15 protein-coding genes are annotated in these 16,479 nt (G+C 34.1%); 8 read left to right on the top strand and 7 right to left on the bottom strand.

Going from position 1 to position 16,479, the window contains the following annotated elements:
• Positions 1 to 109: 109 nt before the first annotated feature.
• Positions 110 to 1,801: a M4 family metallopeptidase gene (locus KI369_RS05515; protein ID WP_212955308.1), complete on the top strand. Its 1,692-nt coding sequence runs from the start codon at positions 110 to 112 to the stop codon at positions 1,799 to 1,801.
• A 63-nt stretch (positions 1,802 to 1,864) separates the two neighbouring features.
• Here KI369_RS05515 and KI369_RS05510 read toward each other — a convergent pair whose 3' ends face one another.
• Positions 1,865 to 2,413, bottom strand: a complete 549-nt coding sequence (locus tag KI369_RS05510) for a TVP38/TMEM64 family protein (RefSeq protein WP_212955307.1) — start codon at positions 2,411 to 2,413, stop codon at positions 1,865 to 1,867.
• Positions 2,414 to 2,811: 398 nt separating this feature from the next.
• Here KI369_RS05510 and KI369_RS05505 point away from each other — a divergent pair, with 398 nt between their 5' ends.
• Both KI369_RS05505 and KI369_RS05500 read left to right on the top strand, forming a co-directional pair.
• Entirely contained in the window at positions 2,812 to 3,330 is a 519-nt protein-coding gene (locus KI369_RS05505) for an RNase A-like domain-containing lipoprotein (RefSeq protein ID WP_212955306.1), read from the top strand.
• 15 nt (positions 3,331 to 3,345) lie between these two features.
• The gene (locus KI369_RS05500; RefSeq protein WP_144615722.1) at positions 3,346 to 3,618 is read left to right on the top strand and encodes a hypothetical protein; all 273 of its coding nucleotides are present in this window, start codon (positions 3,346 to 3,348) and stop codon (positions 3,616 to 3,618) included.
• A 48-nt stretch (positions 3,619 to 3,666) separates the two neighbouring features.
• Here the strand turns inward: KI369_RS05500 and KI369_RS05495 are convergent, their stop codons facing one another.
• The 3 genes from KI369_RS05495 to KI369_RS05485 form a co-directional block, all read right to left on the bottom strand.
• Positions 3,667 to 4,929: a VanW family protein gene (locus tag KI369_RS05495; protein ID WP_212955305.1), complete on the bottom strand. Its 1,263-nt coding sequence runs from the start codon at positions 4,927 to 4,929 to the stop codon at positions 3,667 to 3,669.
• Positions 4,930 to 5,163: 234 nt separating this feature from the next.
• The gene (locus KI369_RS05490) at positions 5,164 to 6,180 is read right to left on the bottom strand and encodes an LCP family protein (protein ID WP_306467435.1); all 1,017 of its coding nucleotides are present in this window, start codon (positions 6,178 to 6,180) and stop codon (positions 5,164 to 5,166) included.
• Between the two features lie 333 nt (positions 6,181 to 6,513).
• Positions 6,514 to 7,692: a NupC/NupG family nucleoside CNT transporter gene (locus KI369_RS05485; RefSeq protein ID WP_212955303.1), complete on the bottom strand. Its 1,179-nt coding sequence runs from the start codon at positions 7,690 to 7,692 to the stop codon at positions 6,514 to 6,516.
• 91 nt (positions 7,693 to 7,783) lie between these two features.
• Between KI369_RS05485 and gloA2 the strand changes: the two genes are divergently transcribed.
• The 3 genes from gloA2 to aspA all read left to right on the top strand — a co-directional run bounded on the left by gloA2 (position 7,784) and on the right by aspA (position 11,334).
• Entirely contained in the window at positions 7,784 to 8,170 is a 387-nt protein-coding gene (gene gloA2 / locus KI369_RS05480) for an SMU1112c/YaeR family gloxylase I-like metalloprotein (RefSeq protein WP_212955302.1), read from the top strand.
• Positions 8,171 to 8,277: 107 nt separating this feature from the next.
• Positions 8,278 to 9,576: a hemolysin family protein gene (locus tag KI369_RS05475; RefSeq protein WP_212955301.1), complete on the top strand. Its 1,299-nt coding sequence runs from the start codon at positions 8,278 to 8,280 to the stop codon at positions 9,574 to 9,576.
• A 324-nt stretch (positions 9,577 to 9,900) separates the two neighbouring features.
• On the top strand, positions 9,901 to 11,334 hold the full coding sequence (gene aspA, locus KI369_RS05470; RefSeq protein WP_212955300.1) for an aspartate ammonia-lyase: 1,434 nt from the start codon (positions 9,901 to 9,903) through the stop codon (positions 11,332 to 11,334).
• Between the two features lie 176 nt (positions 11,335 to 11,510).
• On the opposite strand, the gene KI369_RS05465 is transcribed toward aspA, so the two are convergent.
• The 3 genes from KI369_RS05465 to KI369_RS05455 form a co-directional block, all read right to left on the bottom strand.
• Positions 11,511 to 11,876 carry a DUF3139 domain-containing protein gene (locus KI369_RS05465; RefSeq protein ID WP_212955299.1) on the bottom strand — a complete coding sequence of 122 codons (366 nt, stop codon included), beginning with the start codon at positions 11,874 to 11,876 and terminating at the stop codon, positions 11,511 to 11,513.
• Between the two features lie 19 nt (positions 11,877 to 11,895).
• The gene (locus KI369_RS05460) at positions 11,896 to 12,717 is read right to left on the bottom strand and encodes a C40 family peptidase (RefSeq protein WP_212955298.1); all 822 of its coding nucleotides are present in this window, start codon (positions 12,715 to 12,717) and stop codon (positions 11,896 to 11,898) included.
• A gap of 659 nt (positions 12,718 to 13,376) precedes the next feature.
• The gene (locus tag KI369_RS05455; RefSeq protein ID WP_212955297.1) at positions 13,377 to 14,996 is read right to left on the bottom strand and encodes an L-lactate permease; all 1,620 of its coding nucleotides are present in this window, start codon (positions 14,994 to 14,996) and stop codon (positions 13,377 to 13,379) included.
• An 811-nt stretch (positions 14,997 to 15,807) separates the two neighbouring features.
• Between KI369_RS05455 and KI369_RS05450 the strand changes: the two genes are divergently transcribed.
• Positions 15,808 to 16,095, top strand: a complete 288-nt coding sequence (locus tag KI369_RS05450; protein WP_000081429.1) for an ArsR/SmtB family transcription factor — start codon at positions 15,808 to 15,810, stop codon at positions 16,093 to 16,095.
• 192 nt (positions 16,096 to 16,287) lie between these two features.
• Positions 16,288 to 16,467 (top strand): acid-soluble spore protein H, encoded by a 180-nt coding sequence (locus tag KI369_RS05445; RefSeq protein ID WP_210626305.1) that lies wholly within the window; start codon positions 16,288 to 16,290, stop codon positions 16,465 to 16,467.
• Positions 16,468 to 16,479 lie beyond the last annotated feature (12 nt).

Here is a 16,479-nt window from a genome sequence, read left to right as displayed (position 1 = left end):
AAAACTTGAGAAAAAAATTAATTGAATTTTTAGTATATTAATAGTGGAAACATAATGCTAATATGAAACTACTCTTTTTCAAAAAAATTTTTTATTAGGGGGAAGGTTCATGAAAAAGAAAAGTTTAGCGTTAGTGTTAGCGACAGGAATGGCAGTTACAACGTTTGGAGGGACAGGCTCTGCATTTGCAGATTCTAAAAATGTGCTCTCTACGAAGAAGTATAATGAGACGGTGCAGTCACCGGAGTTTGTTTCTGGGGATTTAACTGAAGCAACTGGTAAGAAAGCAGAATCTGTTGTGTTTGATTACTTAAATGCAGCAAAAGGTGATTATAAGTTAGGGGAAAAGAGTGCGCAAGATTCTTTCAAAGTGAAACAAGCGAAGAAAGATGCTGTAACTGATTCAACAGTATTACGTTTGCAACAAGTTTACGAAGGAGTACCTGTATGGGGTTCTACGCAAGTAGCTCACGTAAGTAAAGATGGTTCTTTAAAAGTATTGTCTGGAACAGTTGCACCTGATTTAGACAAAAAAGAAAAGTTGAAAAATAAAAATAAGATTGAAGGCGCAAAAGCAATTGAAATTGCGCAAAAAGATTTAGGTGTTACACCGAAATATGAGGTAGAACCAAAAGCGGACTTATATGTATATCAAAATGGTGAAGAAACAACATATGCATACGTTGTAAATCTAAACTTCTTAGAGCCAAGCCCAGGAAACTACTACTATTTCATTGAAGCAGACAGCGGTAAAGTATTAAATAAATATAATAAACTTGATCATGTAGCAAATGAAGATAAATCACCAGTTAAGCAAGAGGCACCTAAACAGGAAGCAAAGCCAACTGTAACAGGAACAAATAAAGTAGGAACTGGTAAAGGTGTATTAGGAGATACGAAGTCGCTTAATACAACACTATCTGGCTCATCTTACTACTTACAAGATAATACGCGCGGAGCAACGATTTTCACATATGATGCGAAAAACCGCTCAACATTACCAGGAACGTTATGGGTAGATGCGGATAATGTTTTCAATGCAGCGTATGATGCAGCGGCAGTAGATGCTCACTACTATGCTGGTAGAACATATGATTACTATAAAGCTACATTTAATCGAAACTCTATTAATGATGCAGGAGCACCATTAAAATCAACAGTTCATTATGGAAGTAGATATAATAATGCGTTCTGGAATGGCTCTCAAATGGTATACGGAGATGGTGATGGTGTAACATTCACTTCATTGTCTGGTGGAATTGATGTAATTGGCCATGAATTAACGCATGCTGTTACGGAATATAGCTCAGATTTAATTTATCAAAATGAATCAGGAGCATTAAATGAAGCTATCTCAGATGTATTTGGTACATTAGTAGAGTATTATGATAACCGTAACCCTGATTGGGAAATTGGTGAAGATATTTACACGCCTGGTAAAGCTGGAGATGCACTTCGCTCTATGAGTGACCCAACAAAATATGGTGATCCAGATCATTATTCTAAGCGTTACACAGGCACTGGTGATAACGGCGGCGTTCATACGAATAGCGGTATTATTAACAAAGCAGCTTATTTATTAGCGAATGGTGGTACACATTACGGTGTTACTGTAAGTGGTATTGGTAAAGATAAGGTAGGAGCGATTTATTACCGTGCAAACACGCAATATTTCACTCAATCTACTACGTTTAGTCAAGCTCGTGCTGGTTTAGTACAAGCTGCAGCTGATTTATATGGTGCTAATTCTGCAGAAGTAGCAGCAGTGAAGCAATCATATAGTGCTGTTGGTGTAAACTAAGGATTTAAGAGACTATTATTAATAAAATATCTCAAAAATAAAGAAGGAGCATAGGCTCCTTCTTTATTTTTTTCTCCATCTCTTCCACAAATAAAACAATCCAACACACCCTGCGATTGTTACAATCCACTTCGCTTCATTCGTTCCATTCATGACATGGTAAGCCGAATATACTTCGATTAGCAAAGCCGGTATTTTACCTATTGTACTGGCAATACTGAAAGAGAGTAATGACATTTTACCTAGAGCGGCAAATAAAGTAACGATACTTGATGGGATGAAAGGTATGAATCGAAACGATAGAACGAGTAGAAAGGCCTCTCTACCTTGTACATAAAGAAGACGCTCTACCGTTGGGTACTTATTTACTTTATCGTGAGTGAACTTTTGAAGGCCTATACGATAAATATAAAACGAGATAATAGCCCCTAAGGCCTCACCTGTGATCGAAATAATGGTTCCGTTCGTTACGCCAAAGAGCTGTATGTTAATAGCGGTTAAAAAAATACTAGGGATAATACCTAAAAGACTAATGACGATGTTAATTAAGATACTAAGTGGAATTGCAATTGAATAATATTCTGTTAAGAAGTTTTGAATTGTTTCAGCCATTGTTTAAAATCCTTTATCTTTTTTTGCATTACACCATATTTCCATTGTATAGGCAAGTGCAAATTTACATAATGTAGAAAACGTAGATAAAACACCGTCTATATACCGTATAAGGGTATTAGGTATATGAGACAAGGGGTATATTTTACTTTTCAATAAACCACTGAATAAACCCTTTAAATATAGGGTTTATTCAGTGGTTTCAGGGGTGGTTTAACTCAGGAAATAATCAGAAAAACATAGGGGTATATTTATGAAAGGGGATAAAATATCGATTTTATGAAAATCGGGTGATAATATGGCAAAATAGGTGAGGAATTTAAAAAATGTGTATGTTTTTTCGTTGTGAAATTGACTTTTAGGTAAGTTACGATAATAATCATGAAAGAGGTGATATGATGAAACGAATAAGTAGTCTTTTCTTGAGTAGTTTATTGGCACTAATGCTGATCTTAAGTGGATGTGCAGGAAAAGAACAAAAAACAGAGAAACAAACAGGGAATCAATCGACATCAGTAGAAAAAATTAGTGATAATATTTTAGATGAAATGGAAGGACCACCTAAAAATGGTCATACGATTGAAAGACATGTAGGAAAATCAGAAGAGGATTTGAAGAATCGCTTGAAGACAGATAAAGTATCAGCGGCAAGTACATACTATGATAAGGAAACGGCGACGAAAGCTGTAAAAGATAGTTTGAAGCAGCATGATAAGGAAATTCAAGGTTGGTTGGAAAATTCTAAAGAGGCTCGTCTCGTATTAAATACAACTCATTCATTCCCGGTTGGAAAAACGGTAATAAAGAAAAATATGAATGTAAAAGACAAGTTAGTAAAAACTGTTACGGTTTTAGCGAGAGATAAGTCAGGGGATTTAGGATATAAGATCATTACTTCTTATCCATCTGACAAATAAGAAAGGGGAGTACATATGTATACAACATTACAATACTTTCTTAAATCGTACTGTACGTTAAGTGTTCATGAAGATGAAATAGTAGGTGTGATGGAAGAGTTTATAGAGCAAGAAGACGAAGAAATTGTTTTGAAATTACGCGATGAATTATTATATATGAAGAAAAAGGATGCTTGGGAAGAGGCGTGCGTATTAGCTGCGAAGCAAGGAAATCGCATGTGGTCGTTAGAAGAAACGAAAGACCATCTTGCAACCTTTTTAATATTATTGCAAAAGAAAAAGGCGTGAGTAGATCACGCCTTTTTTATTTTTACAATTTATCCATTTGATAGTTTTTTATTGTGTTGGAGCACTTTTATATACGCTTTTTGAAATTTGCCCATTCGATATTACTTCACCGTTTTGTGTTACTTTTTTATACGTAACCGCTGTTATTTTATCACCAGTTCTACTAATTACTTGAGAAGAAACTTCAACATTTTTACCAGTATTTGTACCGAAGATGCGTGTAGTAATACTACCTCCATTTGAAAAAGCTTGAATATAAATATGATTGCCTGTATTGTTTTTAAATTTCAAATCCGGACCATAATCTGCCACTGCTGCATCTTGCCCAAGTGGTAAATAATTTACTGGCATAGAATGATTGCTTCGAGAAACAATTCCTAAATCTGCTCTTAAAGCTGCGCTATATAAAGTACTACTAACTTGGCAAACGCCTCCGCCTGCACTTTGTATAACTTTACCTTGTGAAAATACAGCAGCGGATTTATAACCATGAGCAGCATCCGTTACACCGACGCGGCCATTAAAACTAAATGTTTCATCAGGTGCGACAATAACTCCACTTAAAGTATTAGCTGACTTATTTACGTTAAAGGATTGATTTCCATTACGACCAGCCATTGGAGTCGAATATTCAGCGATTACTTCTTTAATCCCCATTTTCTGTATATCTTCTGTAGAACGTTCAGGTTTTAATAGCGTAACTGGTAATGTAACATCAGATGTGCCAGAATTAATTGCCTGTTTCGTTAAATCACTTAACTTTCCTTTATCGATCTTTTCTCCATTTTGACTTTGGCTAATATTTACTGTAGTGCCTTCAATACTTAATTCAGCATTAACAGGATTTTTTAATGTTTCATTATATTTATCCTTCATAAAGCTTTCATAGGTAGTTGTATTTAATTGAGGTGTTAATTTGTAGTCACGTTTTAATTCACCGTTTTCAGCTTGCTTTCGCATTTTGTAACGATTCATTGCGTTGCCTTCTTGTTCTTTAAAAATCTTGTCGATAATATCTTTTTCTTTATAATTTACCCCTAAATCTTTCCATGTGTAAGTTTGCTTATCATTTTGGAATATGTAAGTAAGAGATTTTTGGTCTAATTCAGTTGTTTTTTGATTAATAATAGCTTGAATATCTTTTTTATTTTTTCCACCGAGAGAAATACCTTCAAATGTAGTATTTGGTAATGCAGTAGTATCTAATTGATTATTTAGTTTGGATACATATTGATATCCGCTAACACCGCCTACACAAAGTAATATGCCTCCAGTAATTGCAGAACCGATCAGTATTTTACTTAGCTTCATTTATTTCCCCCCAGAAATTTTTGTATAAATATATGTATTACATTTTTTGTATAAAAATGATGAAAATAACATTATGTACGTACTAGTATACTATTATTTTCACTATGCGTGTAATGTTTTTATAAAAAATGTTACACTGGTGTAATAATTGTCTCTTTTTGTCACAATATGTACGAGAAATATGTTGAAAATTATAACAAAAAGGCTGTCTAGAAAGATCTAGCAGCCTTTTTATTATAATTTTTTATGTTCATTTTTATTCGTAACACCGAGATGTTCTTGTAGTGTTATCGAAATATTATTGACGCTTTTTTCGTTTGGAACGTAATAATAAATACCACTTATATATTTATCAGTACCTTCAACTTGCATTTTGTCCATTTTTAAATTGGAATCCATTGAATTTTTGGCAATTGTCATCATATCATCAAAAGTTAAATTTGTTTTTAAGTCTTTATCAACAGCGTCTAATAGACCACCGATCTTATTAATGGAATTAAGAGATAGTGCTTTTTGAGCGATAGCTTCTAAAACAAGCTGTTGTCGTTGACCACGCATATAGTCACTATCGATATGACGAGTTCTAGCTAGCGCCAATGCCTCTTCGCCATTTAAATGTTGACGTCCTTTTTTCAGGTGAATTGCATCTGCTTCATCTTTACTATTTTGTTCTGTAAACTCAACTGGAACATCGACAGTAATACCACCAAGGGAATCAACAATTTTGATAAATGATTTAAAGTTGAATTTTACATAGTAGTCAACTGGAACATCTAAAAAGTTCTCTACGGTATCAATTGTGCTATCCACACCACCGAATACGTGTGCATGTGTAATTTTATCGTATTTCTCACGTGATTTAATGTAGACACGTGAGTCACGTGGAATACTAACAAGCTTAACAGATTTATCGTTTTTATTAATTGTTGCAAGTAATAGCGCATCTGTACGAGTTGCTTTTCCGTAGTTTTTGTCCCTAATATCACTTTCATCAACACCCATAATAAGTACGGAAATATTGTCAGTCATAGGTTTCACGGCTTTTTCACGTTTGCTGGATTTATCCCCGCGGCCCAGTTCGGAATAGGCATTACTTAACACAGACTTCGCTTTACTGTATATATGGAAGGAGTAGCCTCCTGCTCCTAGTGCTATAATCAGTAATGGAATAAGAAGGAACCAAAGTAGGCGTTTTTTCTTTGAGCGTCCTTTTTTGGCTCGAGTATCTTTGTTCATATCGGATTTCATCATTTTTTCTCCTTTAAAACTATCAAAGTGTATACATCTAGAAGCGCATTCAAACACATAAAAAATATTGTACGCTAAATAAAAGCGATTGTACATGTATAAAAAATAGATGTCTTGATTATTTATCCCGTATTAACGGGCAGTAAAACTCTCGCCTCAAAGTCCAGTGGATACAATGAAGTTAGGTGAGAGATAACTGTCCGTAAATACCTGATTGGTTCAACTAATAATCGGAGTGGGAATAGCCACACTTTGATTAAAGTTTCACTTTATAAGACATCTATTCGTTATTGTATACAAAAGATAGGGATAAGAAAATGATAAAATTTTACCTGATTACAACATAATGCTTACGATAATTGCAGATAAAATGCTAACGAGAGTAGCTCCATATAGTAATTTAAGGCCAAATCTGGCAACGACGTTTCCTTGTTCTTCGTTTAATCCTTTTACCGCACCTGAAATAATGCCTATAGAAGAAAAATTGGCAAAAGAGACGAGGAAAACAGAAATAATACCAACTGTACGAGGAGAAAGGCTATTAGAAATTTTACTAAGGTCCATCATTGCTACAAACTCGTTCGTTACAAGCTTCGTTGCCATAATGCTACCAGCTGTGACAATTTCAGAACTTGGTACACCAATAAGGAATGCAACAGGCGCAAATACGTAGCCGATTAATTTCTGGAAAGTAATTCCAAAAACAATAAGGAATAGGTCATTAATGCAACTAATTAATGCGACGAATCCGATGAGCATAGCGCCGACAACAATAGCTACGCGAAAGCCATCTAGAATGTATTCTCCAAGCATTTCAAAAAAGCTTTGCTTTTCGCCTTTAATTTCTAAAATATCTTCGTTATCTTTAACATCGTAAGGATTAATGATGAGTATGATAATAAAACCACTAAATAAATTGAGAACGAGTGCGGTTACTACATATTTAGGTTCGATCATTGTCATATAGGCACCTACGATAGACATAGATACGGTTGACATGGCAGAAGCACAAAGTGTATAAAGACGGTGTTTTGGAATTTGGGCTAATTGTTTTTTAACCGTAATAAAAACTTCTGATTGGCCAACAATGGCAGAGGCGATAGCGTTGTAAGATTCTAATTTCCCAAGACCATTTATTTTGCTCAGGAAGTAACCGATCCAATGAATAAAAAATGGTAGTATTTTGAAATGTTGTAATATACCAATTAAGACAGAAATGAAGACAATTGGTAATAATACAGTAAGGAAAAATGACATTTCACCTTTATTGGCAAGACCGCCAAATACGAAGTTTATACCATCAGCAGCATACTCGAGTAGCTTTGTAAACAGACTGGAAATGACCCGAATAAGTATGAGACCAATTTCTGTATTTAATAATAAATAGGTTAAAATCAATTGTATAATAAGCATGATGAAAATTGGTTTAAATTTAATATGTTTCTTATTGTTGCTAGCAATATAAGCAAGGAAGAAAACAACGATAAGTCCCACGAAAAAAGTAATAAATTTCATAGTAAGCCCCCTAAAAGAGATATTCTGCTATATATGTTTTTCATTTCAAGGGAGAATATGCATCTTTGGTAAAGAAAGGAATAGAGAGAGCATGAATATATGTAGAGTGCACCATGTTGCAATTATTTGTTCGAATTATGAAGTGTCAAAGGATTTTTATACTCGAACATTAGGCTTTAAAGCGATAAATGAAGTATATAGAAAGGAACGGGATTCTTATAAGTTAGATTTATGTGTAGGGGAAGAGTATCAAATTGAATTATTTTCATTTCCAAGTCCGCCTAATCGTCCAAGCTTCCCAGAAGCGGCTGGTCTTAGACATTTAGCGTTTGCTGTTACAAATATTGAAGAAGCTGTGAAACATTTAAATCAATGTGGTGTTGAGACTGAATTGATACGTATGGATGAAATAACCGGAAAAAAATTCGTCTTTTTCCAAGACCCTGATGGGCTACCTTTAGAATTGTATGAGGTTTGAAATTGGTGAATTTTATATAGGGTTGCTTTTGTGTAAATGAAGAAACTAAAGTGAAACTTCTTTTTTAAAGGAGGTGTAACTTTAGCTAATAAAGCTAAAGGGTATATGTGGATATTATAAAATTATTGATGGTCGCCATCCTTATTGCATTAACAGGTTTTTTTGTAGCTGTTGAGTTTGCAATTATTAAGGTGCGTAGCAGTCGTATTGACCAACTCGTTAGTGAAAAACGACGTGGAGCATTGGCAGCTAAAAAAGTAACTTCGAATTTAGATGAATATTTATCAGCATGTCAGTTAGGTATTACAATTACTGCTTTAGGGCTTGGGTGGTTAGGAGAGCCAACTATAAAACATTTACTCGAGCCGTTGTTTTTAAAACTACATTTATCTCCTGCAATTGCAAGTACAGTTTCATTTATTATTGCCTTTGCAGTGATTACGTTTTTACATGTTGTTATTGGTGAACTTGCTCCGAAGACGCTCGCTATACAAAGGGCAGAGCAAGTAAGCTTATTATTATCGAAGCCAATTATTTACTTTTACCGAGTAATGTATCCGTTTATTTGGGCTTTAAATGGTTCTGCAAGGCTTGTGACAGGGTTATTTGGATTACATCCGGCTTCTGAACATGAAGTTGCTCATTCGGAGGAAGAATTACGATTAATCTTATCAGAGAGTTATGAGAGCGGAGAGATTAATCAAAGGGAATTTAAATATGTAAATAATATTTTTGAATTCGATAATAGAGTCGCAAAGGAAATTATGGTACCTCGTACGGAAGTTGTAGGTTTATATGAGGACGAACCATTTGAAACACATATTAAAATAATCGCACAAGAAAAATATACGAGGTATCCTGTATTTGGGGAAGATAAAGATGAAATCATTGGGATGGTTAATGTAAAGGATTTATTTATTCATTATATGGATGGTAATCGAGAGGAGGAGTGTTCGATTACGCCATATACAAGACCAGTCATTGAAGTGTTAGAAAATATTCCAATTCATGATTTACTATTACAAATGCAAAGAAAACACATTCCATTAGCTGTATTATATGATGAATATGGTGGTACAGCTGGGATTGTTACACTGGAAGATATTTTAGAAGAAATTGTTGGAGAAATCCGAGATGAATACGATGAAGATGAACACCCGCCTATAGAGCATATAAGTGAAGGGTGTAAAATTGTAGAAGGAAAAGTACTTATTAGTGAAGTGAATGATTTATTTGGCATTCACTTAATCGCTGATGATGTAGATACAATTGGTGGCTGGATTATGGTACAAAAGCAAATCGTTGCTGAAGGAGATATTATTGAAAAATCCGGCTTTTCTTTTAAAGTTCTTGAAAAGGATATGCATCAAATTAAACGAGTGGAAGTCAAGAAGGTAGAAGAATGATTTTCTGTAAATTTTTTTCGCGCATTAACGGACAGTAAGACCCCACCTCAAAATTCAGCGAAAGTGAAAAAGATAGGTGGGGATCGGGTTGCCCGTAAAAGCCCGATTGGTGAGAGCTGATAATCAGTGGGTGATGAACAAAAACCTCACTGATTACAGTTTAACTTTATAAAGGGTATATATAGAAAAATAAATGTTTGCGCTTTCAAAAAAGGTGCTATATAGTGAAGGTGGATACTGAAAAATTCTTCTGCATGATACTCGTATTTTTAGATGGCGAATTTTTTAGATAAGGATTTAGAATGAAAAGTATAGGTGATGAAAATGATAGCAACGAAGGATATACGTATAGAAAAAGATTTTTTAGGTGAAAAGCAAGTACCGAGTGTAGCTTATTATGGGGTACAAACATTACGTGCTGTTGAGAACTTCCCGATTACAGGATATCGCATTCATCCGTCACTCATTACGGCAATGGCAATTGTGAAAAAAGCGGCGGCACTTGCAAATATGGATACTGGTTACTTAGCGAAAGACATTGGACATGAAATTGCAGAAGCAGCGCAAGAAATTGTTGATGGAAAATTCCATGATCAATTTATCGTGGACCCAATCCAAGGCGGTGCTGGAACTTCTATTAATATGAATACAAATGAAGTAATTGCTAATCGAGCGTTAGAACGTATGGGATATGAAAAAGGAGAGTATGCAAAGATTAGTCCAAACACGCATGTGAACATGGCTCAATCGACGAATGATGCGTTTCCAACGGGAATTCATATTGCAACTCTTATGATGTTAGAAGAACTTCTTATTACAATGGAAGAACTTCATGCAGCTTTCCGTGCAAAAGCAAAAGAGTTCGATCACGTTATTAAAATGGGGCGTACACATTTACAAGATGCTGTTCCGATTCGTCTTGGACAAGAATTCGAAGCGTATAGCCGCGTGCTTGAGCGTGATATAAAGAGAATTAAACAATCTCGCCAACATTTATATGAAGTGAACATGGGGGCGACAGCTGTTGGTACGGGATTAAATGCAAACCCTATGTACATTGAACAAGTGGTTAAACACTTGAGAACATTTAGCGGATTCCCACTTGTTGGTGCAGAGCATTTAGTTGATGCAACGCAAAACACAGATGCATACACAGAAGTATCTGCGGCATTAAAAGTATGTATGATGAATATGTCTAAAATTGCGAATGACCTTCGTATTATGGCATCTGGTCCACGTGTTGGATTGGCGGAAATTCAATTGCCAGCTCGTCAACCTGGTTCATCTATTATGCCAGGGAAAGTAAATCCTGTTATGGCAGAAGTAATTAATCAAGTTGCTTTCCAAGTAATTGGTAATGATCATACAATTTGTTTAGCATCAGAAGCAGGACAATTAGAGTTAAACGTAATGGAGCCTGTACTCGTATTTAATTTAATTCAATCTATTAGTATTATGAATAACGGATTCCGTGTATTCCGTGAATATTGTATTAAAGGAATTACAGCAAATGAAGAATTGCTGAAGCAATATGTTGAGAAAAGTGTTGGAATTATTACGGCAGTTAACCCTCATATTGGTTATGAAGCAGCATCTCGTATTGCGCGTGAAGCGATTGAAACAGGAAAATCTGTTAGGGAGTTATGTTTAGAACATGGTGTACTGACAGAAGAAGAATTGGATATTATTTTAGATCCATTCGAAATGACACACCCTGAAATTGCTGGTGCTTCTTTATTAAAGAATAAGAAGATGTAATGTGAAAAAACACCTCCATTGAATTTGCATACGTAGTATGCGAATTCAGGAGGTGTTTTTATATCACTATTCAAATTTACTTCATGTTGAGAGGATTTTTGAGTTATATAAGACGAACAGCAATATAACAAGAAAAAACGTCTTATAAAAAGACGTTTTTTGAATGGATTAAAGAACTATTTTAATGGAGGATGTTTTAGCATGCTTAATTCCTCAGCAGTTAACCTATTTCCCCCCCAAGCTTTCTCTTTAATATAATCTGGGTCGTTGAGATAAGCGGAGAAAGTTATTTTCCCATCTTGATAATGATATACATAGTGAATATTTTCTTTTTCATCATTCACGTACGTAAACAAGTTATATCCGCCGCGCTTAAAATCTTTTTTAAAATCGACGTATTTTAATTGTTTTTCCTCAATTCCTTGTTTTGATATATAGTTATAAATACTTTTTTTCGCTTGCTCTTTAGTAAATAAAATGTATACAGTAACTAAAACGATAGGAATTAGAATTGAGATTAATATAATCAATTTTTTATTCAATCTTCCTTCCCTCCTAAATTCAACCATTAAATTGCTTTACTAATGATGGCTTATATGAGTCATTAAAAGTGTCAACTAAACCATATGGAAGAACATATCCACTTGGAGATTTCATTACAGGTTTTGAACCTGATCCATAATAGTATGCTTGGAAAACCAACTTAGAACAATATGTAGGATTCTTTGAGTATAAATGTGGACTCAGGTTATAGTCTAACTTAATGTTTCTAGTAGCACTTCCTGTACTAGAGTAAAAGTTTCTATCGGCATAGCTAGCGACTTGTCTAGCTAATGCTTGATCTTTAACCCGATATACTTTAATCCAGCGACCATTTTGTGAGTACTCGTTTAACCAATCTGTGGCACGTGATTGTCTATTGCCCTCGCCATAACCAGGCATATCTAAAATATAATTATCCCCATTTGCAATAGCTGCATGACCTAAAATCCCTTTAGACATAGCGGCGTTTGTGATAAAAATATCTCCCGCTTTTATCGAAACACCTTTCCATGTTGCATACTGTAATGTTACATCTTCTAATGTATCTGAGTTAGTTTTAGGAGCTTGTCCATAATTGTTTAATTTTAACCATTCTGCATACGTTAATGGCTGATCAAACACTTTTTCTTGAATACCCTCTACATATACAGGATAAAACTCTTCTTTATTTTGTTGTGTCCATTGCTCTAAGGATACAGTATTTCTATCTAGAACACCTTCTTGTATAGCTTGATTATATAGTGATGAATAATCAATTCGATTCTCTTCCGCGAAAATAGATGAATTGAAACCGCACACTATAAATAGTGTTGCTATTAAACTAATAAAATACCTTTTCAAGATGACTCCCCCTTTATTTATATTTATATATAAGGATATTACTTGTAATGTATTCAGTCAACTATAAATGTAATATTAAGTAATATTTGTTATTTGTATCTAATTATTTATTTTTATTATATAAAAATAAATATATTAAAAATGTCTTGTTGTGTAAGAGTTATTGTTATTAAAGGAATAGATTATGGATTCAAGAGGGAATATATTTTGAAGAATATTAATCTATGCATTGAGTATGAAAAAGATATTCGATTTAGATTTGGAAGGAAATAATACATATAAAATTGTTTGTTTAAAATCATTTGTGGTTTAAGTATTCTAAGTGAAGAGAGAATATATTGCATAAGATAAAATTCTAAGGAAATGGGGCGTACTAGTGGGGGAATCAGAATTAATTTTTATATTATTTAGGGTGTAGAAATTAAAGCCTACACAGAATTATTTAGATTGAAGAAAAAGAGCTGTTTTCTAGTTTGATCCTTGCACAAATTAGTTTATTATTCACTCTTCTATCAGTTTTATATTTGTCTTTTAACAATGTAGATACAAAAATTTTATGCTCAATATAAAGAAAATGATTTATTAGGAAATTGAAAAAAGGAAAAAATCTCGATTTGTAACGGGACTTTTTCCTTTTTTATTGTGATTTATTTTAATTTTTAAAAAATATTAAATACAGCGTTTAATTGAAGTAAGCTAATAACAGCTAAGAAGATTAAACTGTATTTCATTGCTGTTTTAAATAAGGCAGATTCTTGACCAACTAGTCCAACTGCTGCACAAGCAACTGCTACAGATTGTGGTGAAACCATTTTCGCCATTGTACCACCTACTACGTTTAAAGCAACGAGTGTAGAAGGAACGATGTTTAATTGATCTGCAGTTACTGCTTGAAGCGGTGCGAATAATGAACCACTTGATACTACTGATCCTGTAATGAATACGCCAATCCATCCTAAGATTGGAGAAAGAACTGGGAATGCATTACCAGTAGAAGAGAATGCAAGTCCAAGTGTAGATGACATACCAGAGTAGTTCTCTACGTAAGCTAAAGCGATAACGCTACAAATTGTATATACTGGAGCTTTTAGTTCTTTCATTGTTTCAACTATTAGTTCTTTAATCATTTTACCTTTTACGCGGTAAACGATAAGTGAAACGATAATTGCTAATACAATTGCAGTAGTTGTAGAAGAGAATACATCAAACTTGAAAACAGCTGCGAAAGGTGTATCAGCTTTTGTAATTGGTGTAGTTTTCATAACAGCATTATGAAGACCAGGGAACTGAATGTTAAATACTAAGTTTGCTAGTGCGCCATCCGGAGCAAATAAAGCTTTAATTGGTTTTAAATTAAAGATTGTTACGAATGCAGTTAAGAATACGAATGGAGACCAAGCATATAAAATTTGATTGAATGTATGAGATCCTTTTTCTTCTTGTTTTTCTTCTTTAGCAGAAGATTTTGGCTGCCAAACACGTAAGAATAATGCAAGAGAGACCATACTTACAACGGCTGCGAAAATATTAGTAAGTTCTGCACCTAAGAAATAAGTTACGACGAACTGAGTAATTGCGAAAGAAACACCACTTACAAGAATACCTTGCCAAGTTTCTTTAATACCTTTAATTCCATCCACCATTGAAACAAGTAGGAAAGGTAAAACAATACTAATGAATGGTAAAATAAGAACAGTTTGACGACCGATAGTTAATGCGTCTAGCTCAGTTAATTGTGCTGGTACTGTAACTGGGATACCCATAGCACCCATAGCACCACCAGCGATGTTTGCTACTAAACAAATACCTGCTGCTTTTAATGGATTAAAGCCCATACCTACAAGTAATGCAGCTGTAATAGCAACTGGAACCCCTAACCCAGCTGCGCCTTCTAAGAAAGCACCGAAAGAATAAGCGATTAATAATACTTGTAAACGTTGGTCATTTGTAATGCTTGAAATACTATCACGAATGACATTGAATTGCTCTGTTTTAACAGTTAATTTATAAAGGAAAATTGCTGCGATAACGATAGTACAAATTGGATAAAATCCAGATAAAACACCGAATCCGGCAGATGCTACAGCTACTGTTGCTGGCATTTTATAAACGAATATAGCAAGAATAATAGCGACGATCACACTGTAAAGACCAGCGATATAACTTTTCATTTTTAGTCCCATTAAACAAATGATGAAGCAGAAAATTGGTAGTGCTGCGATTAGTGCAGATAACCAAATATTGTCTAGTGGGTCATAAATTTGTGTCCAAGTACTCATAATAATGACAACTCCTATCTATTTTATGTGAAGAAATTCACATTATTTGTGAAACTATTCACAATCAACTTACATGCTTAGTATATTCTCCTTCAACACTATTGTCAACGTAAAAAAGTATAATTATTCCATAATAGTGTTAAAAGGGATGCTTTGTTCATAAAGTAGACAAAAAGCGCGCTCAAATAGATTTGAGCGCGCTAGATAAATTATTTACATATTGTTTTCTTTTATTATTGATCTTACAGCTCTATAGTAGAAGCCGTCTTTGTATCGAATAGGGAAGGATACAGATTTGCTAGGTTGGTGTAGCTTGTCCTATTTGATCAAGTCCGAAAGGGGACAGTGAATGCATTTAATAGGAAGTATTCCGTCACAGTTCAAGCTATTAAATACGAATTAAAAAGCAATAAGTTAATTTTTAATGTTACGGTATCTTTTTTTACTGAAAATTCCTTTTAGTGTAACAAAGAGGTTAAATATACTCCAACTACTTTACGAAAGGTTATCAATTATAGATGGTATTTTACGATATCATTACTGCACGTTGCAATGAGATAAAAATATAACAAAAAGCCTGATAAAACAACGTTTGCAAGCAAAGTATTTGCAGCCCGCTGTTTTGCTTTTTCGTTATATCATATAGTATAATATTCAAAATCAACAAGGAATTTTTCCTGAGTTCTTTGTTGGTTAAAATGGAAAAAATTTTCGGCTTTATAAGTTGATAAAGTTATGTCGTAACAGGAAATATAAGAACAGATATATAAATAAATAAAAAGAAAATAAAAACGAAAATGAGGGGAACTTTATGAGCCAAAATCAATTCGAATGTCGTATTTCAGAAGAAGATGTACAAATGTTAAGAGCGCTAGCGCATCCGTTACGTTTACGCCTAGTAATGGAACTAATGCAACGAGGAACTTGTAATGTAACACAATTACAGGAAGTATTAGAAATTCCGCAATCAACGGTTTCACAACATTTAACGAAATTAAAACAAAATAAAGTAGTGCGCTTTGAAAGACGAGGACTAGAAGTGTATTATCAAATTCATAATGATAAAGTAAGTGAAGTTGTAAAAACATTATTTTCTTAAAATTTGAATATTATGGAAAAAAGACGTGTGGGATATACGTCTTTTTTTATTTGTCAGAAAGGTGATATGAGAGTAAATGTTAACATGTAAAGAAGAAAAGGCTATTAATTAACATGTTGTTTTATGGAATATATTCTAAAGGGAAAAGAAAAGATAGAAAGGAGTGTAGTAAGGAAAAGGAGGAATAGTAGTATGGATGTAAAACGTGTGAAACAAATCTTATCTTCTTCAAGTAGAATTGACGTTACATATGAGGGCGTACCAGTATGGATTGAGAGCTGTGACGAGCATAGTGGAGTTGCTCAAGTGTATGATGTATCTAATCCCGGAGAAAGCGTTCACGTGAACGTGACGGCTTTAGAGGAGAAGTAATAGAAAAGACGC

The organism is Bacillus sanguinis (assembly GCF_018332475.1).
GTDB lineage: Bacteria > Bacillota > Bacilli > Bacillales > Bacillaceae_G > Bacillus_A > Bacillus_A sanguinis.
Note: the sequence above shows the minus strand (reverse complement) of the source record. Positions and strands in the feature narration are given on the sequence as shown.